At 52.3% G+C, this 21,624-nt stretch carries 26 protein-coding genes; all 26 read left to right on the forward strand.

What is annotated here, in order from left to right:
• Positions 1-195 precede the first annotated feature (195 nt).
• The 26 genes from rpoB (at position 196) to rpsE (ending at position 21,624) form a co-directional block, all read left to right on the forward strand.
• On the forward strand, positions 196-3,759 hold the full coding sequence (rpoB, locus tag VN24_RS12600; RefSeq protein ID WP_193790113.1) for a DNA-directed RNA polymerase subunit beta: 3,564 nt from the start codon (positions 196-198) through the stop codon (positions 3,757-3,759).
• A 28-nt stretch (positions 3,760-3,787) separates the two neighbouring features.
• Positions 3,788-7,420 carry a DNA-directed RNA polymerase subunit beta' gene (rpoC, locus tag VN24_RS12605; RefSeq protein WP_045670697.1) on the forward strand — a complete coding sequence of 1,211 codons (3,633 nt, stop codon included), beginning with the start codon at positions 3,788-3,790 and terminating at the stop codon, positions 7,418-7,420.
• Positions 7,421-7,622: 202 nt separating this feature from the next.
• Complete coding sequence (locus tag VN24_RS12610; RefSeq protein WP_045670698.1) at positions 7,623-7,853, forward strand: ribosomal L7Ae/L30e/S12e/Gadd45 family protein; 231 nt, start codon at positions 7,623-7,625, stop codon at positions 7,851-7,853.
• A gap of 144 nt (positions 7,854-7,997) precedes the next feature.
• Positions 7,998-8,420: a 30S ribosomal protein S12 gene (gene rpsL, locus VN24_RS12615; protein ID WP_045670699.1), complete on the forward strand. Its 423-nt coding sequence runs from the start codon at positions 7,998-8,000 to the stop codon at positions 8,418-8,420.
• A gap of 53 nt (positions 8,421-8,473) precedes the next feature.
• Entirely contained in the window at positions 8,474-8,944 is a 471-nt protein-coding gene (gene rpsG / locus VN24_RS12620; RefSeq protein WP_045670700.1) for a 30S ribosomal protein S7, read from the forward strand.
• 36 nt (positions 8,945-8,980) lie between these two features.
• A complete protein-coding gene (gene fusA / locus VN24_RS12625) occupies positions 8,981-11,056 on the forward strand; it encodes an elongation factor G (RefSeq protein ID WP_045670701.1) in 2,076 nt (691 codons plus the stop codon).
• Between the two features lie 103 nt (positions 11,057-11,159).
• Positions 11,160-12,350, forward strand: a complete 1,191-nt coding sequence (tuf, locus tag VN24_RS12630; RefSeq protein WP_045670702.1) for an elongation factor Tu — start codon at positions 11,160-11,162, stop codon at positions 12,348-12,350.
• Between the two features lie 553 nt (positions 12,351-12,903).
• The gene (gene rpsJ, locus VN24_RS12635; RefSeq protein WP_009589214.1) at positions 12,904-13,212 is read left to right on the forward strand and encodes a 30S ribosomal protein S10; all 309 of its coding nucleotides are present in this window, start codon (positions 12,904-12,906) and stop codon (positions 13,210-13,212) included.
• Positions 13,213-13,255: 43 nt separating this feature from the next.
• A complete protein-coding gene (rplC, locus tag VN24_RS12640) occupies positions 13,256-13,879 on the forward strand; it encodes a 50S ribosomal protein L3 (protein ID WP_045670703.1) in 624 nt (207 codons plus the stop codon).
• A gap of 26 nt (positions 13,880-13,905) precedes the next feature.
• On the forward strand, positions 13,906-14,529 hold the full coding sequence (gene rplD, locus VN24_RS12645) for a 50S ribosomal protein L4 (protein ID WP_045670704.1): 624 nt from the start codon (positions 13,906-13,908) through the stop codon (positions 14,527-14,529).
• Positions 14,529-14,819 carry a 50S ribosomal protein L23 gene (gene rplW / locus VN24_RS12650; protein ID WP_045670705.1) on the forward strand — a complete coding sequence of 97 codons (291 nt, stop codon included), beginning with the start codon at positions 14,529-14,531 and terminating at the stop codon, positions 14,817-14,819. The genes rplD and rplW overlap by 1 nt, the downstream gene beginning before the upstream one ends.
• A gap of 25 nt (positions 14,820-14,844) precedes the next feature.
• The gene (rplB, locus tag VN24_RS12655) at positions 14,845-15,675 is read left to right on the forward strand and encodes a 50S ribosomal protein L2 (protein ID WP_045670706.1); all 831 of its coding nucleotides are present in this window, start codon (positions 14,845-14,847) and stop codon (positions 15,673-15,675) included.
• 65 nt (positions 15,676-15,740) lie between these two features.
• A complete protein-coding gene (rpsS, locus tag VN24_RS12660) occupies positions 15,741-16,019 on the forward strand; it encodes a 30S ribosomal protein S19 (RefSeq protein ID WP_045670707.1) in 279 nt (92 codons plus the stop codon).
• A gap of 43 nt (positions 16,020-16,062) precedes the next feature.
• Positions 16,063-16,398, forward strand: coding sequence for a 50S ribosomal protein L22 (gene rplV, locus VN24_RS12665; protein ID WP_045670708.1), 336 nt, complete (start codon positions 16,063-16,065; stop codon positions 16,396-16,398).
• Between the two features lie 13 nt (positions 16,399-16,411).
• Entirely contained in the window at positions 16,412-17,077 is a 666-nt protein-coding gene (gene rpsC, locus VN24_RS12670; protein WP_045670709.1) for a 30S ribosomal protein S3, read from the forward strand.
• 2 nt (positions 17,078-17,079) lie between these two features.
• Positions 17,080-17,514 (forward strand): 50S ribosomal protein L16, encoded by a 435-nt coding sequence (rplP, locus tag VN24_RS12675; protein WP_045670710.1) that lies wholly within the window; start codon positions 17,080-17,082, stop codon positions 17,512-17,514.
• Complete coding sequence (gene rpmC / locus VN24_RS12680; RefSeq protein ID WP_045670711.1) at positions 17,504-17,704, forward strand: 50S ribosomal protein L29; 201 nt, start codon at positions 17,504-17,506, stop codon at positions 17,702-17,704. The genes rplP and rpmC overlap by 11 nt, the downstream gene beginning before the upstream one ends.
• 61 nt (positions 17,705-17,765) lie before the next feature.
• A complete protein-coding gene (rpsQ, locus tag VN24_RS12685; protein ID WP_045670712.1) occupies positions 17,766-18,029 on the forward strand; it encodes a 30S ribosomal protein S17 in 264 nt (87 codons plus the stop codon).
• 37 nt (positions 18,030-18,066) lie between these two features.
• Positions 18,067-18,435 (forward strand): 50S ribosomal protein L14, encoded by a 369-nt coding sequence (gene rplN / locus VN24_RS12690; protein ID WP_045670713.1) that lies wholly within the window; start codon positions 18,067-18,069, stop codon positions 18,433-18,435.
• 82 nt (positions 18,436-18,517) lie between these two features.
• Complete coding sequence (gene rplX, locus VN24_RS12695) at positions 18,518-18,871, forward strand: 50S ribosomal protein L24 (protein WP_082083743.1); 354 nt, start codon at positions 18,518-18,520, stop codon at positions 18,869-18,871.
• 32 nt (positions 18,872-18,903) lie between these two features.
• Positions 18,904-19,446, forward strand: a complete 543-nt coding sequence (gene rplE / locus VN24_RS12700) for a 50S ribosomal protein L5 (RefSeq protein ID WP_045670714.1) — start codon at positions 18,904-18,906, stop codon at positions 19,444-19,446.
• 26 nt (positions 19,447-19,472) lie between these two features.
• Positions 19,473-19,658, forward strand: coding sequence for a type Z 30S ribosomal protein S14 (locus tag VN24_RS12705; protein ID WP_010348808.1), 186 nt, complete (start codon positions 19,473-19,475; stop codon positions 19,656-19,658).
• A 33-nt stretch (positions 19,659-19,691) separates the two neighbouring features.
• Complete coding sequence (gene rpsH / locus VN24_RS12710; RefSeq protein WP_045670715.1) at positions 19,692-20,090, forward strand: 30S ribosomal protein S8; 399 nt, start codon at positions 19,692-19,694, stop codon at positions 20,088-20,090.
• A gap of 30 nt (positions 20,091-20,120) precedes the next feature.
• A complete protein-coding gene (gene rplF / locus VN24_RS12715) occupies positions 20,121-20,663 on the forward strand; it encodes a 50S ribosomal protein L6 (protein WP_045670716.1) in 543 nt (180 codons plus the stop codon).
• A gap of 67 nt (positions 20,664-20,730) precedes the next feature.
• Complete coding sequence (rplR, locus tag VN24_RS12720; RefSeq protein ID WP_045670717.1) at positions 20,731-21,099, forward strand: 50S ribosomal protein L18; 369 nt, start codon at positions 20,731-20,733, stop codon at positions 21,097-21,099.
• A 27-nt stretch (positions 21,100-21,126) separates the two neighbouring features.
• A complete protein-coding gene (gene rpsE, locus VN24_RS12725; protein ID WP_045670718.1) occupies positions 21,127-21,624 on the forward strand; it encodes a 30S ribosomal protein S5 in 498 nt (165 codons plus the stop codon).

Raw genomic sequence — 21,624 nt, forward strand, 5'->3', positions numbered from 1 at the left:
CGTGCGGTGTATTGCGGTTTCAGGTCGGAAACGCGCTCTTTTTTCGAACTATTCGATAAGGGCTTTTCTTTATTTGCCACATTGGACAATGGGTTCAGCCCTAGCGGAATGAATCTTTGTCTGGCGTCAAATGAAGTTATGATAGTTCCATACCGCGGTTTCGGTTGGGAAAACTTATCAAGCTGTGAAGCACACATGAGGGGTGAGGTTAAGTTGGCAGGACAACTTGTTCAGTATGGTCGACGCACACGGAGAAGTTACAATCGTATCGACGAAGTGCTCGAGGTCCCGAACCTGATTGAAATCCAACAAAAGTCTTATGAAAAGTTTCTGGACAACGATTTGCTCGAATTGTTCCAGGACATTTCGCCAATTCAAGACTTTACGGGAAATCTTTCGTTGGAGTTCATTGATTATAGTTTGGGTGAACCGAAATATTCGGTTGACGATTCGAAGGAACGCGACGTTACGTACGCTGCTCCGCTTCGCGTTAAAGTGCGTCTTCTTAATAAGGAGACGGGCGAAGTAAAGGAACAGGAAGTGTTCATGGGCGATTTTCCGCTGATGACGGAGACCGGCACGTTTATTATTAACGGCGCCGAACGGGTTATCGTCAGCCAATTGGTCCGCTCTCCCAGTGTTTATTTCAGCACGAAAGTCGACAAGAACGGCAAACGTACGTACACGGCTACCGTGATCCCGAACCGGGGCGCGTGGCTGGAGCTTGAAACGGATGCCAAGGACATCATTTATGTCCGGATCGATCGTACTCGGAAAATTCCGGTCACGGTGCTTCTGCGTGCGCTCGGATTCGGCACCGATGCCGAGATTCTGGATCTGCTCGGCAACGATGAATATATCCGGAATACGCTGGACAAAGACAACACGGATTCGACGGAGAAAGCGCTGATCGAAATTTACGAGCGCCTCCGTCCGGGCGAGCCTCCGACATTGGACAACGCGAAGAGTCTGCTTGTGGCGCGCTTTTTCGATCCGAAGCGCTACGATCTTGCGAATGTAGGCCGCTACAAAATTAACAAGAAGCTTCACATTAAGAACCGTCTGTTCAACCAGCGGCTCGCCGAAACGCTTGTCGATCCGACAACGGGCGAAATCATCGCGGAAGCCGGTCAGATGATCGACCGCCGTCTGCTTGACGATATTCTGCCTTACCTGGAGAACAACCTCGGGTTCAAAACGTACCATACCGCTAACGGCGTGTTGGATGCGGATAGTATTCCTCTTCAGGCGATCAACGTATTCTCGCCGATTGAAGATGGAAAAATTATTAAAGTGATTTCGAACGGCTTGATTGACAAGACCGTTAAACATATTACGCCGGCAGATATTATCGCTTCCATCAATTACTTTATCAATCTGCTGCATGGCGTCGGAAGCACGGACGATATCGACCACCTCGGCAACCGCCGTCTGCGTTCGGTGGGCGAGCTGCTGCAAAACCAGTTCCGGATCGGACTTTCCCGTATGGAACGGGTTGTGCGCGAGCGGATGTCGATTCAGGACGCCAACGCGATTACGCCGCAGGCTCTGATCAATATTCGTCCCGTTATTGCGTCGATTAAAGAGTTTTTCGGTTCGTCGCAGCTGTCGCAGTTCATGGACCAAACGAACCCGCTTGCCGAGCTGACGCATAAGCGCCGTCTGTCCGCTCTCGGACCGGGCGGTCTGACGCGTGAGCGCGCAGGCTTTGAAGTCCGCGACGTCCATCCGTCCCATTACGGCCGGATGTGTCCGATCGAGACGCCTGAGGGACCGAACATCGGCTTGATCAACTCCCTCTCGACGTTCGCACGTATTAACGAGTACGGGTTTATCGAAGCGCCATACCGCTGGGTCGATCCTAAGACCGGCGTTGTCTCGCAGCAAATCGCGTATTTGACTGCCGATGAAGAAGACAACTACGTCGTCGCCCAGGCGAACGCGGTCATCAATGAAGAAGGCAAGTTTGCGGAGGAATCGCAGATTGTCCGTTACAACAAACAGGCGGACAACATTCTGACGATGCCTTCCGACCGCGTCGATTACATGGACGTTTCGCCGAAGCAGGTTGTGTCGGTGGCGACGGCGCTCATTCCGTTCCTTGAAAATGACGACTCCAACCGTGCCCTCATGGGATCGAACATGCAGCGGCAGGCGGTTCCGCTCCTCATTCCGAAAGCTCCGCTTGTCGGAACGGGGATGGAGCATAAAGCGGCCAAAGACTCCGGCGTATGTATCGTGTCCAAATACGACGGCATCATCGAGCGCTCGACCGCGAACGAAATTTGGCTGCGCCGCGTTGAGACGGTCGACGGCAAGCAGGTGACCGGCGATCTGGTGAAGCATAAGCTGCACAAGTTTATGCGCTCCAACCAAGGCACATGCATCAACCAGCGTCCGCTTGCCCGCAAAGGCGACGTCGTCAAAAAAGGCGACATTCTTGCCGATGGTCCGTCGACGGAACAAGGCGAACTCGCGCTCGGACGCAACGTTGTCGTCGCGTTCATGACGTGGGAAGGCTACAACTACGAGGATGCCATCCTGCTGAGCGAGAAGCTCGTGAAGGAAGATGTGTACACGTCGATTCATATCGAGGAGTACGAATCCGAAGCGCGCGATACGAAGCTTGGACCGGAAGAAATTACGCGCGACATCCCGAACGTTGGGGAAGAAGCGCTCAAAAATCTTGACGAGCGCGGCATTATCCGCGTCGGCGCGGAAATTAGCGCAGGCGACATTCTCGTCGGCAAAGTGACGCCGAAAGGCGTAACGGAGCTGACGGCGGAAGAGCGGCTGCTGCACGCAATCTTCGGCGAGAAGGCGCGCGAAGTGCGCGACACGAGCCTGCGCGTTCCTCACGGCACCGACGGCATCGTTGTCGACGTGAAAGTGTTCACCCGCGAGAACGGCGACGAGCTGCCGCCGGGCGTGAACCAGCTGGTGCGTGCGTACATCGCCCAGAAGCGTAAAATCTCCGAAGGCGACAAGATGGCCGGACGCCACGGCAACAAAGGGGTTATCGCCCGCATCTTGCCGGAAGAAGATATGCCGTTCCTGCCGGACGGCACGCCGGTTGAAGTCGTGCTGAACCCGCTTGGCGTTCCGTCGCGGATGAACATCGGTCAGGCATTCGAGGTTCACCTTGGCATGGCGTGCAAGCTGCTCGGCATCCATGCGGCAACGCCGGTATTCGACGGCGCGCGCGAAGACGACGTGTTTGATACGATCGTGGAAGCGGGCATGCAGCGCAACGGTAAAACGGTGCTTTACGACGGCCGTACGGGCGAAGAGTTCGAACGTGAAGTTACGGTCGGCGTCATGTATATGATCAAGCTGGCGCACATGGTCGACGATAAAATCCATGCGCGTTCCACCGGTCCGTACTCGCTCGTTACGCAGCAGCCTCTGGGCGGTAAAGCTCAGTTCGGCGGCCAGCGTTTCGGGGAGATGGAAGTGTGGGCGCTGGAAGCATACGGCGCCGCATATACGCTGCAAGAGATTTTGACCGTGAAGTCCGACGATGTGGTCGGCCGCGTCAAAACGTACGAGTCTATCGTTAAAGGCGAGAACGTGCCGGAGCCGGGCGTTCCGGAATCGTTCAAGGTTCTGATCAAAGAGCTGCAGAGCCTTGGCATGGACGTCAAGATTTTGACTGAAGACGAAGAAGAGATCGAAATGAAAGAAATCGACGATGAAGAAGACGGTGCGGGCGACAAGTTGAACCTGAACCTGGAAGGCGCCGAAGTCGGCGTCGAATAAGCCATATTTGACGAAGGAGGGTTGCTCCTTGTTGGACGTGAACAACTTCGAGTACATGAAAATAGGCCTTGCCTCCCCGGATAAAATCCGTTCGTGGTCCCGCGGAGAAGTTAAGAAGCCGGAAACGATTAACTACCGGACGCTGAAACCCGAGAAAGAAGGGCTCTTCTGCGAGAAAATATTCGGGCCGACCAAGGACTGGGAATGTCATTGCGGCAAATACAAACGGGTTCGGTACAAAGGCGTCGTCTGCGACCGCTGCGGCGTCGAAGTAACCCGCGCGAAAGTGCGCCGTGAACGGATGGGCCATATCGAATTGGCCGCTCCCGTATCGCATATCTGGTACTTTAAAGGCATTCCGAGCCGGATGGGGCTGGCGCTTGATATGTCGCCCCGTTCGCTGGAAGAGATCATTTATTTTGCATCTTATGTCGTAACCGACCCTGGTGAGACGCCGCTGGAGAAAAAACAGCTGCTCTCCGAGAAAGAATACCGCAGCTACCGCGAGAAGTATGGCTACGGGTTCCAAGCGGGCATGGGTGCGGAAGCCGTCAAGAAGCTTCTGCAGGATATCGACGTGGAGAAAGAGCTCGACACGCTGAAGGAAGATTTGCGCACGGCTCAAGGCCAGCGCCGCAACCGGGCGATCAAGCGTCTCGAAGTCATCGAGGCGTTCCGCAACTCCGGCAACGAGCCGGAGTGGATGATTCTCGACGTGCTTCCGGTTATTCCTCCGGAGCTTCGTCCGATGGTGCAGCTTGACGGCGGACGTTTCGCAACGTCCGACCTTAACGACCTGTACCGCCGCGTCATCAACCGGAACAACCGTCTGAAGCGCCTGCTTGATCTGGGCGCGCCGGACATTATCGTGCAGAACGAAAAGCGGATGCTGCAGGAAGCGGTTGACGCCCTGATCGACAACGGCCGCCGCGGCCGCCCGGTTACGGGTCCCGGCAACCGTCCGCTGAAATCGCTCAGCCATATGCTGAAAGGTAAACAGGGACGGTTCCGTCAGAACCTGCTCGGTAAGCGGGTCGACTATTCCGGGCGTTCCGTTATCGTCGTCGGACCGAGCCTGAAGATGTATCAGTGCGGTCTGCCGAAAGAAATGGCGCTGGAGCTGTTCAAGCCTTTCGTCATGAAAGAACTGGTGAACAAAGGTCTTGCCCATAACATTAAGAGCGCGAAGCGCAAAGTGGAACGTGTCAGCCCGGAAGTATGGGACGTTCTTGAAGAAGTGATCAAGGAGCATCCGGTTCTGTTGAACCGTGCCCCCACGCTTCACCGTCTCGGCATTCAGGCGTTCGAGCCGATCCTTGTCGAAGGCCGCGCCATCAAGCTGCATCCGCTCGTTTGTACTGCTTATAACGCGGACTTCGACGGTGACCAGATGGCCGTTCACGTTCCGCTGTCGGCGGAAGCGCAGGCGGAAGCGCGCTTGCTTATGCTCGCTTCGGGCAACATTTTGAACCCGAAAGACGGCAAGCCGGTCGTTACGCCTTCTCAGGATATGGTTCTGGGAAGCTTCTACCTGACGATGGACAACAAAGAAGCGAAAGGCAGCGGCTCCGTCTTCGCAACGGTAAACGAAGCGATTTCGTCTTACCAGCGCGGTGTTGTCTCCCTGCACGCGCGTATCTTTATTCCGGCGCACGTGCTGAACAAAAAGACGTTTACGGAAGAACAGCAGAAGTCGCTCATTTCGACGACCGTCGGTAAAGTAATCTTTAACGAAATTTTCCCGGACACGTTCCCGTACATCAATGAAGCAACCAAAGCGAACCTGCTTCATGGAACACCGGATAAATATTTTGTGTACGAAAAAGGTACCAATCTGGGCGAGTTTATGGATAACGTACCGCAAATGGGTGCGATAGGCAAAGAGTACCTTGGATACGTTATCGCTGAGTGCTTCCGCCAGTATCATACAACCCAGACGTCGATAATTCTCGATAAGATCAAGCAGCTCGGATTCACCTACTCGACCCGTGCGGGGATTACGATTGCGGTTTCTGACGTTGTCGTACCGCCGGAGAAAGTGGAACTGCTGAAAGAATCGGAAGAGAAGGTCAAAGTCGTTATGAATCAGTACCGCCGCGGCCTTATCACGAACGAAGAGCGGTACGACCGGATTATCGAGATTTGGAGTAAATCGAAAGACAAAATTACCGATATCCTCATGAAATCGATGGACCGCTACAATTCCATCATGCTCATGGTAGACTCTAAGGCGCGGGGTAACAAATCGCAGATCACCCAGCTGGGCGGTATGCGGGGTCTGATGGCCAACCCGTCGGGACGTATTATCGAGTTGCCGATCAAATCGAACTTCCGTGAAGGTCTGACGGTCTTGGAATACTTCATTTCGACGCACGGCGCGCGGAAAGGTCTGGCCGATACGGCTCTTCGGACCGCCGACTCCGGTTACTTGACCCGCCGTCTCGTAGACGTCGCGCAGGATGTCATCGTGCGCGAGGACGACTGCAGAACCGACAAAGGCTTTACCGTCAGCAAAATTCAAGACGGCAAAGAAGTCATCGAGGATCTGTACGATCGTCTGGAAGGACGTTATTCGTTCGAGACGATCCGTCATCCGCAAACGGGCGAAATTATCGTCAACCGCAACGAACTGATCGACTCGAGCAAAGCTGACGCCATTATCGACGCTGGCATCGAGACACTGCAAATTCGTTCCGTACTGAGCTGCCGCGCCCGTCACGGCGTATGTAAAATTTGTTACGGTCGGAACCTGGCAACCGGTAAACACGTCGAAATTGGGGAAGCGGTCGGCATTATCGCCGCTCAATCGATCGGAGAACCAGGAACCCAGCTGACGATGCGTACGTTCCATACCGGCGGCGTTGCCGGCGACGACATTACGCAAGGTCTTCCGCGTATTCAGGAACTGTTCGAGGCACGCAATCCGAAAGGTCAAGCGATTATTACCGAGCTTGACGGTGTCGTGAAGAGCATCCGCGAGACGAAAGACCGCCGCGAAATCGAAGTTCAAGGCGAAGCGGAATCGAAAGTATATTCCGTCACGTTTGGTTCCCGTATCCGTGTTACCGAAGGCCAGCATCTTGAAGCGGGCGACGAGTTGACCGACGGTTCCATCGACCCGAAAGAGATGCTGCGCATCAAAGGTATCCGCGGCGTGCAAAACTATATCCTGCAGGAAGTTCAGCGCGTTTATCGGAACCAGGGCGTAGAAATCAACGACAAGCACGTAGAAGTCATGATCAAGCAGATGCTTCGCAAAATCCGCATCGTCGATGCGGGAGACACGACGCTGCTTCCGGGCGCATTCGTCGATACGCATGAATACGAAGCGGCTAACCGCGACGTTATTTTGTCAGGCAAGGAACCGGCTGTAGCCAAACCGGTGCTGCTTGGTATTACAAAAGCATCCTTGGAGACCGACTCCTTCCTGTCGGCCGCATCCTTCCAGGAAACGACGCGCGTGCTGACCGACGCCGCCATCAAAGGCAAAGTCGACCAACTGCTGGGCCTCAAAGAGAATGTCATTATCGGCAAGCTCATCCCGGCCGGGACCGGTATGAACCGCTACCGCAGCATCCGGTTCAAAGGAATGGAAGAAGAGGAAGTTGTAGCTGAAGTTGAGTTTGAAGACGAAGAGATGTCCGTACCTGTCGAGTCTTAAGCGTTAGCGCAGATCTAACCGTTAACCTTTCGTTTCCATGAAGGCAGAGGAGCCGCTTTAGCCGTTGGCAAGCGGCTCCTCTGCCGGAAATAAAGGTGCAGGAAAAATGATAAACGCTTCTTGACAGAGATAGGAGTCTAGTGCTACTATATCGAAGTATGCCTTGAAGGTATCTCTGTGCTTGTATAAGGATGGTGATTCCATGCCATACAAGATCGGCACGAAGCAGACGACGAAGATGGTCGAGCAGCGCAAAGCGACCTGCGTCTATGCCGCCCGCGATGCAGATCCGCGGATGATAACCAAGTTGGTCCAGCTGTGTGAACGTGAAGGGGTTCCGATCACGTGGTATGACACCATGTTGAACCTCGGGGAAACATGCGGTATCGACATCGGAGCCGCAATGGCGGCAGTGGTGCCTGAAGAGGAATAAGAAACGTTCGTTTTTGTCGGCTTTCCTTGAATAAGGTTGACTGGCAGAAATTTTTGTTTGCTTCTTTATGAACCGCCTGGATCTGTGGGCTTAACAATTCAGGCAGAACGTTTGGTTTTATTCGTAAGGGAAGGGGGTGGCAACATGCCAACAATTAACCAATTGGTCCGCAAAGGCCGTCAGGCTAAAGTGGTCAAATCGAAATCGCCAGCTTTGCAAAAAGGTTTCAACGCCCTGAAACGTGAGGCAACCGACATCAGCGCTCCTCAAAAACGCGGTGTCTGCACTCGTGTAGGTACGATGACTCCGAAAAAACCGAACTCCGCACTTCGTAAATATGCGCGTGTACGTCTGACGAACCGCGTAGAGGTTACGGCTTACATCCCGGGTATCGGTCACAACTTGCAGGAGCACAGCGTGGTGTTGATCCGCGGCGGCCGGGTAAAAGACCTTCCGGGTGTACGTTATCACATCGTTCGCGGCGCTTTGGATACCGCTGGTGTTAACAACCGGAAACAAGCTCGTTCCAAATATGGTGCGAAACGTCCGAAAGTTAAAAAATCGTAAATCCCTTGAACGGATAACGAACATTTAATATAACAGAAAGGGGGACACTGCACATGCCTCGCAAAGGTCCTGTAACGAAACGCGATGTGCTGCCGGATCCGGTTTACAATAGCAAACTGGTTACCCGCCTCATCAATCGTATTATGATCGACGGCAAACGCGGCGTTGCTCAAACGCTGTTGTACGATGCATTCAAACTGATTCAAGAACGTTCCGGCAAAGATCCAATGGAAGTTTTTGATGCGGCTCTGAAAAACATCATGCCTGTGCTGGAAGTTAAAGCTCGTCGTGTAGGCGGAGCGAATTACCAGGTTCCGATCGAAGTAAAACCGGAGCGCCGTACGTCGCTTGGTCTCCGTTGGCTCGTGAACTATTCGCGCAACCGCGGTGAGAAAACGATGGAAGAGCGTCTGGCTGCTGAAATTCTGGATGCTTCCAACAACACCGGTGCTTCCGTTAAGAAACGTGAAGACACGCACAAAATGGCGGAAGCAAACAAAGCGTTTGCTCACTACCGCTGGTAGAAACTACGCAAGTTAAATTCGAAGGGAGACAATTCCATGGCAAGAGAGTTCTCCTTGAAAGATACGCGTAACATCGGGATCATGGCGCATATTGACGCCGGTAAAACGACCACTACGGAACGGATTCTGTTCTACACGGGCCGTACCCACAAAATCGGCGAGGTGCATGAAGGCGCTGCGACGATGGACTGGATGGAACAAGAGCAGGAGCGCGGCATTACGATTACGTCTGCCGCGACGACCGCTCAGTGGAAGGGTCACCGCATCAATATTATCGACACCCCGGGGCACGTTGACTTCACCGTTGAAGTTGAACGCTCCCTGCGCGTATTGGACGGGGCAGTAGGGGTTTTCAGTGCGAAGGAAGGCGTCGAACCTCAGTCCGAAACCGTATGGCGTCAGGCTGACCGTTACGGCGTGCCTCGTATTGCTTACGTCAACAAGATGGACATCATTGGCGCGGACTTCCTCAACGTTGTCAAAGACATGCGTGAGCGTCTGCAAGCCAACGCGGTTGCGATTCAGCTGCCTATCGGCGCCGAGAACGATTTCGTAGGCGTCGTTGACATCGTCGAGCGCGTCGCATACAAGTACAAAGACGACCTGGGCAAAGAGCCGGAGCAAGTCGAAATTCCGGCCGACCTTGCCGATCAGGTTGAAGAACTCCGTACGGAACTGGTAGAGAAAGTTGCCGAACTGGACGAAGAGCTCATGATGAAGTATCTGGAAGGCGAAGAACTCACCGTTCCGGAACTGAAAGCGGCGCTGCGCAAAGGCGTTTGCGAAGTGAAGATCTTCCCGGTTATCGCAGGCTCCTCCTACCGTAACAAAGGCGTTCAAATGATGCTTGACGCCGTCGTGGATTACCTGCCGGCTCCGATTGACGTACCGGATATCAAGGGAACCCTTGAAGACGGAACGGAAACGGTCCGCAAATCTTCCGACGATCAACCGTTTGCAGCGCTTGCGTTCAAAATTATGACCGACCCGTTTGTCGGCAAATTGACCTTCTTCCGCGTTTACTCCGGCGTCCTGAACTCCGGTTCGTACGTTCTGAACGCCACGAAGGGCAAGCGCGAGCGGATCGGCCGTATTCTGCAGATGCATGCGAACAGCCGTCAAGAAATCAGCGTGGTTTACTCCGGCGATATCGCCGCTGCGGTAGGCCTCAAAGATACGACGACCGGCGACACGCTCTGTGACGAGAAGAATGCGGTTATCCTTGAGTCGATGAACTTCCCTGAGCCGGTTATCCAGCTTGCCGTTGAGCCGAAAACAAAGGCCGACCAAGACAAGATGGGTGTCGCGCTGCAGAAGCTTGCCGAAGAGGATCCGACTTTCCGTGCGCACACCGACGAAGAAACCGGACAAACGATCATCGCGGGTATGGGTGAGCTTCACCTTGAAATCCTCGTTGACCGTATGCTTCGCGAATTCAAAGTCGAAACAAACGTTGGTAAGCCTCAAGTTGCTTACCGTGAAACGTTCCGTGCAGCTGCTGATGTCGAAGGCAAGTTCGTTCGTCAGTCCGGCGGTCGTGGTCAATACGGTCACGTCTGGATTAAATTCGAGCCGCAAGAGGCCGGAGCGGGCTTTGTTTTCGAAAACAAAATCGTCGGCGGTGTCGTACCGCGTGAGTATATCGGGCCGGTACAAGCTGGTATCGAAGAGTCGATGAAAAACGGCGTTCTCGCCGGATTCCCGCTCGTTGATATTAAAGCGACGATCTTTGACGGATCTTACCATGACGTCGACTCCTCGGAGATGGCGTTTAAAATCGCGGGTTCCATGGCGCTTAAAGCAGCCAAGGACAAATGTAAGCCTGTTATTCTTGAGCCGATCATGAAAGTTGAAGTTACGGTTCCTGAAGAGTACATGGGCGACGTTATGGGTATGCTGAACTCCCGCCGCGGCCGCATCGAAGGTATGGATACGCGCGCAGGCGCGCAAATCATTCGTGCGAAGGTGCCTCTGGCTGAAATGTTCGGTTACTCCACAACGCTTCGTTCCGGTACTCAAGGTCGCGGTGTCTTCTCGATGGAGCTTTCCCACTACGAGGAAGTTCCGAAATCGATCCAAGAAGAGATCGTTTCCAAGAACAAAGGCGAGTAAGCGATTCAAGGTTTCCTTGGACCGGGAGAGTCTGCAGCGGAAGCACAGCGCTTTCCCGGAACATCACATACAACTTCCCATATATTAAGGAGGAATCAGTTCAATGGCTAAAGCTAAATTTGAACGTAATAAACCGCACGTTAACATCGGAACGATCGGTCACGTCGACCATGGTAAAACGACTCTGACTGCTGCTATCACGACTGTACTTTCCAAAAAGTACGGCGGCGCGGCTATCGCATTTGACCAAATCGACAAAGCTCCGGAAGAGCGCGAGCGCGGTATCACGATCTCCACTGCACACGTTGAGTACGAGACTCCTAACCGTCACTACGCTCACGTTGACTGCCCAGGTCACGCCGACTATGTTAAAAACATGATTACCGGTGCTGCACAAATGGACGGCGCGATCCTCGTTGTATCCGCTGCTGACGGCCCGATGCCGCAAACGCGCGAGCACATCCTGCTCTCCCGCCAAGTAGGCGTTCCTTACATCGTCGTATTCCTGAACAAATGCGACATGGTTGAAGACGAAGAGCTGCTTGAACTGGTTGAAATGGAAGTTCGCGACCTGCTGAACGAATACGAGTTCCCGGGCGACGACACTCCGATCATCCGCGGTGCTGCTCGTGAAGCTCTGCAAAACCCAGAAGGTCCTTGGGCTGAAAAAATCATCGAGCTCTTCGAGCAAGTTGACACTTACATCCCAACTCCGGAACGCGACACGGACAAACCTTTCCTGATGCCGGTTGAGGACGTGTTCACGATCACGGGTCGCGGTACCGTTGCTACGGGCCGTGTAGAGCGTGGCGTAGTTAAAGTGGGCGACGAGGTTGAAATCGTCGGTATCGCTGAAGAAACTCGCAAATCCGTCGTTACGGGCGTTGAAATGTTCCGTAAACTGCTTGACTCCGCTCAAGCAGGCGACAACATCGGCGCACTGCTTCGTGGTGTTGACCGTAAAGACATTGAGCGTGGCCAAGTTCTGTCGAAACCGGGTTCGGTTAAACCGCATACGAACTTCACGGCTCAAATCTACGTCCTGACTAAAGAAGAGGGTGGCCGTCACAAGCCTTTCTTCACAGGATACCGTCCTCAGTTCTACTTCCGTACAACTGACGTTACGGGTATCATCAACCTGCCAGAAGGCAGCGAGATGGTAATGCCTGGCGACAACATCACGGTTACGGTTGAACTGATCAACCCAATCGCGATCGAAGAAGGTACGCGCTTCGCTATCCGCGAAGGCGGCCGTACTGTAGGCGCTGGCGCCGTTGCTACGATCCAAAAATAAGTTTGTGCGGCACCAGCCGCGCTAACTGCGAAAGCCCTCACTCCGGTGAGGGCTTTTTTTCGTATATTAATAATGATAGAGTGCAATAGACATCGATTATGGAGAAAACAAAGCATGGAAAGGCACGGTTCGATTGGGCATTCGACTAACCGAAAATCGTGTTTCTTCTATTATAAAAGCAATAATTCTTCATGGAGAGCTGTCATTAAGAACAGGCAATTGATAACGGCCTATAATCGGTTTGAATTCAAGGGTGCAATTTACCCGCGAAGTATGGTATGATCGTCTTTGTGCGTTAAAAGCGTTGATGACGCAAAGTGAAAAGCTTCATTTTGGGACCATAATGTTTGGCAGTTTGATTTATTATGCCCCAAAAGAACTTTTTTGTTGCAATCATTCGCCTATTTCGCTATAATAGTGTCTGTTGGTCTGTGACGTTGCGATGATGTGAGAGGTTGCTGACACACCCGGCTCCTTTGCCATGGGGCATGTGTCGGGTCATTCTCGCGGAGTATGTCCGATACTAAATTGGGCGATAAAAGGAGGGACTTATATGGCAAAGCAAAAAATTCGTATCCGCTTGAAAGCATACGATCACCGCGTTCTTGATCAATCCGCAGAGAAAATCGTTGAAACTGCAAAACGTTCCGGGGCAGGCGTTTCCGGGCCGATTCCGCTTCCGACGGAAAAGCAAGTCATCACCATTCTGCGTGCGGTACACAAGTACAAAGATTCGCGTGAGCAATTCGAAATGCGTACACACAAACGCTTGATCGACATTGTGAACCCGACTCCGCAAACGGTTGATGCGCTGATGCGTCTGGATCTGCCGTCCGGTGTAGATATCGAAATTAAACTGTAGTTATACACGCAACTGATAAGGGAAAAGGAAAAGAGGTGTCAACATGAAAGGTATCTTAGGGAAAAAGCTCGGAATGACTCAAGTTTTTACCGCTGAGGGCAACGTAGTGCCGGTAACGGTTATCGAAGCGGGTCCTTGCGTCGTTCTGCAAAAGAAAGACCAAGACAACGACGGATACGAAGCCGTTCAGCTTGGTTTCTCCGATAAGAAAGAAAAACGGGCGACGAAGCCGGAAATCGGTCATGCGAAGAAAGCTAACTCGACTCCTAAGCGCTACGTTCGTGAAATTCGCGGCATTAATCTCGGCGAATATGAAGTTGGCCAAGAAATTAAGGCTGATTTGTTCGCAGAAGGCGAATTCGTTGACGTAACGGGTATTTCTAAAGGTAAAGGGTTCCAAGGCGTTATCAAACGTTGGGGCCAAAGCCGCGGTCCGATGGCTCACGGTTCGCGTTACCACCGCGGTCCGGGTTCCATGGGTTCCATCCAGGCGAACCGCGTACCGAAAGGCAAACATCTGCCGGGCCACATGGGTCATGAAACGGTCACGATCCAAAAGCTCGAAATCGTTCGTATCGATGCAGAGCGCAACGTACTGCTTGTTAAAGGTTCCATTCCGGGTCCTAAAAACAGCTTCGTGAAAATTAAACAAACGGTGAAAAAATAATCGTTTAAAGAAAGGAGGAACAAGCAATGCCTAAAGTAGCAGTGTTCAACGTAAGCGGCTCCCAAGTGGGCGAAGTGGAATTGTCCGAATCCGTATTCGGCATCCAGCCGAACGTTCATGTTCTGCACAGCGCGGTACTGCTTCAGCAAGCTGCTGAGCGTGCCGGCACGCACAAAACGAAAGGCCGCTCCGAAGTTCGCGGCGGCGGACGCAAACCGTGGAAACAAAAAGGAACGGGTCGTGCTCGTCAAGGCAGCATCCGCTCCCCGCAATGGGTTGGCGGCGGTACCGTATTCGGACCGACTCCACGTTCGTACGGCTTCAAACTTCCTAAGAAAGTTCGTCGTCTGGCGATCAAATCCGCTTTATCTTCCAAGGTGATCGACAACGGAATCATCGTTCTGGACCAACTGGCATTCGGTGCTCCGAAAACGAAAGAATTCGCAGCGATTCTGAACAACCTCAAAGTCGGCCGCAAAGCGCTTGTCGTAACGGCTGAATACGAGAACAACGTCGCTCTTTCCGCACGGAACATTCCCGGCGTGAAATTCGTCGCTGCAGACGGTATCAATGTTCTGGACGTTCTGGCGCATGATCAGCTGATCATCACCAAAGAAGCAGCCCTTAAAGTACAGGAGGTGCTTGCATAATGAAAGATCCTCGCGATATTATCAAGCGCCCGGTTATTACGGAAGAAACGAGCGAGCTGATGGCTAACAAACGCTACGTTTTCGAAGTTGACCTTCGCGCTAACAAAACGGAAATCAAATCTGCAATCGAGCAGATTTTCAAAGTAAAAGTAACAAACGTCAACACCTCGCGCATGCCGGCTAAACCGAAACGGTACGGCCGTCACTCCGGATACACGTCCGAGTGGAAGAAAGCATTCGTAACGCTCAGCGCTGACAGCAAAGAGCTTGAGTTTTTTGAATCGGTATAATTAACGAAGTAAGGAGGGAAACGAAGTGCCAATCAAGAAGTACAAACCGACATCCCCGGCCCGTCGCGCCATGTCCGTCTCGACTTTCGAAGAGATCACGACAAGCACACCGGAGAAATCGCTGCTGGCGCCGCTTTACAAAAAAGCAGGCCGCAACAACCAAGGTAAAATTACGGTTCGCCACCATGGCGGCGGACATAAGCGTAAATACCGCATCATCGACTTCAAACGCAACAAGGACGGCGTTGTAGGACGCGTTGCAACGATCGAATACGATCCGAACCGTACCTCGAACATCGCGCTGATCCACTATGTTGACGGCGAAAAAAGCTACATCATCGCTCCAAAAGGTCTGAAAGTTGGCGACCAAGTCGTTTCGGGACCTGAGGCAGACATTAAAGTGGGTAACGCGCTTCCGCTGGAGAACATTCCGGTTGGTACGCTGATCCACAACATCGAGATGAAACCGGGTAAAGGCGGCCAGCTCGTTCGCGCAGCCGGTACGGAAGCCCAGCTTCTCGGTAAAGAAGACGCTTATGCGGTTATCCGCCTGACGTCCGGCGAAGTTCGCCGCATTCTGAAAACTTGCCGCGCTACAATCGGCTCCGTTGGTAACGAAGACCACGAGCTCGTGAAGATCGGTAAAGCAGGCCGTTCCCGTTGGCTCGGCAAACGTCCTGAAGTTCGCGGCGTCGTGATGAACCCGAACGATCACCCGCACGGCGGTGGTGAAGGACGCGCTCCAATCGGACGCAAATCGCCTATGTCTCCTTGGGGCAAACCTACCCTGGGTTACAAAACGCGCAAGAAGAAAAAAGCATCGAGCCAATATATTATTCGTCGCCGCACGAAATAATAACCGCTTGATCGCAGCAGCGTAACGGACAGTTACGTCACGTTCCATGAAGGGAGGATCACCTAATGGGTCGCAGTTTGAAAAAGGGACCGTTTATCGACGGCTACCTGCTCAAGAAAGTGGAAGATTTGAACGAAACGAACAAAAAAGTCGTGATCAAAACTTGGTCCCGCCGTTCCACCATCTTCCCGCAATTCATCGGTCACACGCTTGCCGTTTATGACGGACGCAAACACGTGCCGGTTTATGTTACGGAAGATATGGTCGGCCACAAGCTCGGCGAATTTGCGCCGACTCGCACGTACAAAGGCCATGACGACGACAAAAAAACGGGCAAACGTTAATTTGCCCTTCTGATTTCATGTTGAATGAGAGGAGGTTCTTTTCATGGCAGAAGCTAAAGCAAGCGCCAATAATGTTCGCATCGCTCCCCGCAAAGCTCAGCTCGTGGTTGACTTGATCCGCGGCAAGCAAGTAGGCGAGGCGATCGCGATTCTGCGTCATACGCCGAAAGCCGCTTCCCCGATCGTTGAGAAGCTGCTGAACTCCGCATTGGCAAACGCTGAGCATAACTACCAGCTCGACGTTAACAATCTGGTCGTTTCCCAGGTTTACGTAAACCAAGGGCCGACAATGAAACGTTTCCGTCCCCGCGCTATGGGACGTGCAAGCCGTATCAACAAACGAACCAGCCACATTACATTGGTGGTATCCGAGAAATAAGGAGGGATAACGAGTGGGTCAAAAGGTAAATCCGGTCGGTCTCCGTATTGGGATCATCCGGGATTGGGAATCCAAATGGTACGCCGGCAAAGATTTCGGTACTCTTTTGCTGGAAGACGTTAAAATTCGTGAATACCTGAAGAACAAGCTGAAAGATGCGGCAGTTTCCCACATCGAGATCGAGCGTGCGGCTAACCGCGTAAACGTGACGATCAACACGGCGAAGCCGGGTATGGTTATCGGCAAAGGCGGATCCGAAGTGGAAAACCTGCGCACGGAACTGGCTAAAATCACGAACGGCAAGAAAGTTCATATCAACATCTCTGAAATTAAACAAGCCGATCTGGACGCCATTCTCGTGGCTGAAAGCATCGCACAACAACTGGAGCGCCGCGTTTCGTTCCGTCGCGCAATGAAACAAGCAATCCAACGCTCCATGCGCGCTGGCGCAAAAGGAATCAAAACTTCCGTTAGCGGACGTCTTGGCGGCGCCGAGATCGCACGTACGGAAGGCTACAGTGAAGGAACCGTTCCGCTTCATACGCTGCGCGCCGACATCGACTACGGCACAGCTGAAGCACATACGACTTACGGCCGTATCGGCGTAAAAGTATGGATCTACCGCGGTGAAATCCTTCCGTCGAAGAAGAAAGCAGCTCCCCAGGAAGGAGGCAACTAATCATGTTGGTACCTAAACGCGTCAAACACCGCAAAGAGCAACGCGGTCACATGAAAGGCCGCGCAAAAGGCGGCACGGAAGTTCACTTCGGTGAATTCGGCCTCCAGGCTACTGAGCCTGCTTGGGTTACGAACCGTCAAATCGAAGCTGCACGTATCGCCATGACCCGTTACATCAAACGTGGCGGTAAAGTATGGATCAAGATTTTCCCTTCCAAGCCGATCACCCAAAAGCCTCTTGAGGTCCGGATGGGTAGCGGTAAAGGTAACGTGGAGAAATGGGTAGCGGTTGTGAAACCGGGTAAAGTTCTGTTCGAGCTTGCCGGCGTTTCCGAAGAAATCGCACGCGAAGCAATGCGCCTTGCAGCCCACAAGCTCCCGCTCAAAACGAAGTTTGTGAAACGCGAAGAAGTGGGTGGTGAAGCAAATGAAGGCTAGTGAATTTCGCAACCTGACCTCGTCTGAAATTGAACAAAAAGTTGCCGGGTTCAAAGAAGAACTGTTTAACCTTCGCTTCCAACTGGCCACTGGCCAATTGGACAACCCGACTCGCATCCGCGACGTCCGCAAGGAAATTGCCCGTGCAAAAACCGTTTTGCGTGAAAGAGAACTTGGAATCAGCAGCTAATTAGAGCGAGTCCATTTCCATTCATATAAACCTGGTTTAAGTTTCAGGAAGGAGGACGAACATGAGCGAACGCAACAGCCGCAAAGTTCAAATCGGTAAAGTCGTTAGCGACAAAATGGATAAAACGATCGTCGTTGCAGTCGAAACGTACAAAAAACACGATCTGTACCATAAACGCATCAAATACACGAAGAAATTCAAAGCGCATGACGAGAACAACTCGGCGAAAATCGGCGACACCGTGAAAATTATGGAGACCCGCCCGCTTTCGAAAGATAAGCGCTGGAGACTTGTGGAAGTCGTGGAAGAAGCGATTATCCTTTAATAGGCCCTAAACCCTTTTCCGAAAGGAGGACGTTAACATGATTCAACCATTTACACGTTTGGCCGTTGCCGATAACTCCGGCGCGAAAGAACTGATGTGCATTCGGGTGCTTGGCGGTACGGGACGTCGTGTCGGCCACATCGGAGATCTGATCGTTTGCTCCGTCAAACAAGCAACACCCGGTGGCGTTGTCAAAAAAGGTGACGTAGTCAAAGCGGTTATCGTTCGTACGAAGCGTTCGGTTCGCCGTAAAGACGGTTCCTACATCGCATTCGATGAGAATGCGGCGGTAATCGTGAAAGAAGACAAAAGCCCGCGCGGTACCCGTATTTTCGGACCAGTCGCTCGTGAGCTTCGCGATAGAGATTTCATGAAAATCGTATCGCTTGCACCGGAAGTTATTTAATACGTTCCCCTGTTACGGGGAGTTCGGATAAATCATGAATCAATCGAATATATAATCACGCAGTCGAAGTGAGGTGTAACAAATGCCAAGGCTGAAAAAAGTACTTGAATCGCACAACAACAAACTGCACGTGAAAAAAGACGATACCGTCATCGTCATCACCGGCAAAGATAAAGGTAAAAAAGGCCGCGTTATCGCAGCATATCCGCGTGAGAACCGCGTACTGGTGGAAGGCGTGAACATGGTGAAGAAGCATTCCAAGCCATCGCAAGCCAACCCGCAGGGCGGAATCATCGAGCAAGAAGCTCCGGTTCATGTTTCGAACGTGATGCACGTCGATCCGAAGAGCGGCAAAGTAACCCGTATCGGTTACAAAGTGCTCGACAACGGCAAAAAAGTCCGGGTAGCTAAACGCTCCGGCGAAGTTATCGATTAATCCACTGTTACGGAAAGGAGGACCATCACAACATGGCTGCAAGAATGAAAGATCGTTTCCTGAATGAAATCACTCCTGCTCTGATGCAGAAGTTCAACTACACGACCGTTATGCAAGTGCCGAAGATTGAGAAAGTTGTCATCAACATGGGTGTGGGCGAAGCGGTTGCCAACTCCAAAGTGCTTGATACGGCTGTTGAAGATCTTCGCCTGATCTCCGGTCAAAAGCCGGTTGTAACCCGTGCAAAGAAATCGATCGCAGGCTTTAAGCTTCGCGAGAACATGCCGATCGGGGTTAAAGTTACACTGCGCGGCGAGCGCATGTACTACTTCCTCGACAAACTGTTCAACGTTTCGCTTCCGCGCGTTCGCGACTTCCGCGGCGTTTCGACGAAAGCGTTCGACGGTCGCGGCAACTACACGCTCGGCTTGAAAGAACAACTGATCTTCCCGGAGATCGAGTACGATAAAGTTGATAAAGTACGTGGTATGGACGTCGTCATCGTCACGACGGCAAAATCGGACGAAGAAGCTCGTGAGCTGCTGACCCAACTGGGCATGCCGTTCGCGAAGTAATCCACTTGTAGGAGGTGTAATACCCAGTGGCAAAAACTTCGATGAAAGTAAAGCAGCAGCGTGCTCCGAAGTTCAAAGTGCGTGCATATACGCGCTGTGAGCGTTGCGGCCGTCCGCACTCCGTTTTGCAAAAGTTTAAAATTTGCCGGATTTGTTTCCGTGAATTAGCATACAAAGGCCAGATTCCTGGCGTTAAAAAAGCAAGCTGGTAATCAGCCTTAGTTCGGGAAGGAGGTACACGAAGAATGGTTATGTCTGATCCGATTGCAGATATGTTGACTCGCATCCGCAACGCGAATGTCGTTCGTCACGAAACCGTGGAAATGCCCGCTTCGAAAGTAAAGAAGCAAATCGCCGATATTTTGAAACGCGAGGGCTTCATCCGCGATGCTGAATATATCGAAGACAACAAGCAAGGGATTATCCGTATTTTCCTGAAATACGGTGCCAACAACGAGCGCGTCATCACAGGACTTAAGCGCATCAGCAAGCCTGGACTGCGTGTTTACACGAAGTCTAACGAAATCCCGCGCGTATTGGGCGGTCTTGGAATTGCCATCATTTCCACGTCCAAAGGGATTATGACCGATAAAGAAGCACGTCAAGGCAAAGCCGGCGGCGAAGTCGTCTGCTACGTTTGGTAATTTACTGTCACAACGATTGGAGGTGTAACAATGTCCCGTATTGGCCGCAAACCGATCCAAGTGCCTAACGGCGTTAATATTAACTTGGACAACACAGTCATTACTGTTAAAGGACCGAAAGGATCGCTTTCCCGCGAAATTCACAAAGATATGAAAGTGAACGTCGAAGAAAACACGATCGTGATCGAGCGTCCTTCCGATAATAAATTGCATCGTTCCCTGCACGGAACGACGCGCAGCATCATTGCGAACATGGTCAGCGGTGTAACCGATGGCTTCTCGAAATCTTTGGAGCTCGTAGGCGTTGGTTACCGCGCAAACAAAGCCGGTGAGAAAGTCGTCCTGAACGTTGGATACTCCCACCCGGTTGAAATCGTGCCGGAAAGCGGAATCGAATTCGAAGTTCCGTCCAACACGAAAATCATCGTTAAAGGCATCGACAAAGAACGCGTCGGCGCTACGGCTGCCAAAATCCGTTCCGTTCGTGAGCCTGAGCCTTACAAAGGCAAAGGGATCAAATACGAAGGCGAGCGCATCATCCGCAAGGAAGGTAAAGCCGGCAAGAAAAAATAAGCCGCCCGAAAGAGGTGTGCTTAACCATATTGCAGCGTAAGGCAATGAGAAAGGAGGACACCCTCGAATGATTACTAAAGGCGATAAGAACAAAGCCCGTCTGAAGCGTCACCTGCGTGTTCGTAAAAAAATCAACGGAACGACCGAGCGTCCCCGCTTGTCGATCTTCCGTTCTTCCAAACATATTTACGCACAGCTGATCGATGACATTCAAGGCGTAACGATCGCTTCGGCATCCACTCTCGACAAAGAAATTGCTGCAGAAATCAGCAACGGCGGCAACATCGAATCCGCCCGCAAAGTCGGCGAACTGGTAGCGAAACGCGCGAAGGAAAAAGGTTTTGAAAATGTCGTGTTCGACCGCGGCGGTTACTTGTATCATGGCCGGATCCAGGCGCTTGCTGACGCAGCGCGCGAAGCAGGCCTGCAATTCTAATCAAAAGCTAAAGGGAGGTAAATCGACTTGCGTGTAGATCCGAATACGTTAGAACTGACTGAAAAAGTAGTTCACATCAACCGCGTTGCGAAAGTTGTAAAAGGCGGACGCCGTTTCAGCTTTAGCGCGCTTGTAGTTGTCGGAGACGGTAAAGGCTACGTGGGCGCAGGGATCGGGAAAGCTTCTGAAGTGCCGGACGCCATCCGCAAAGGCATCGAAGACGCGAAGAAAAACCTGATTCACGTTCCGCTCGTAGGAACGACGATTCCGCATCTTGTTCTCGGACACTTTGGCGCTGGCCAGGTGCTGCTGAAACCGGCATCCGAAGGTACCGGTGTTATCGCCGGCGGCCCTGTCCGCGCGGTTCTGGAACTTGCCGGAGTCGGCGACATTTTGACAAAATCGCTCGGTTCTTCGAACTCCATGAATATGGTTAACGCTACGCTGGAAGGACTGTCCCGCCTGAAACGCGCGGAGGACGTCGCCAAGCTGCGCGGTAAAACTGTCGAAGAGCTGTTGGGTTAA

It is taken from the genome of Paenibacillus beijingensis, assembly GCF_000961095.1.
Classification (GTDB): Bacteria; Bacillota; Bacilli; order Paenibacillales; family Paenibacillaceae; genus Paenibacillus_O; species Paenibacillus_O beijingensis.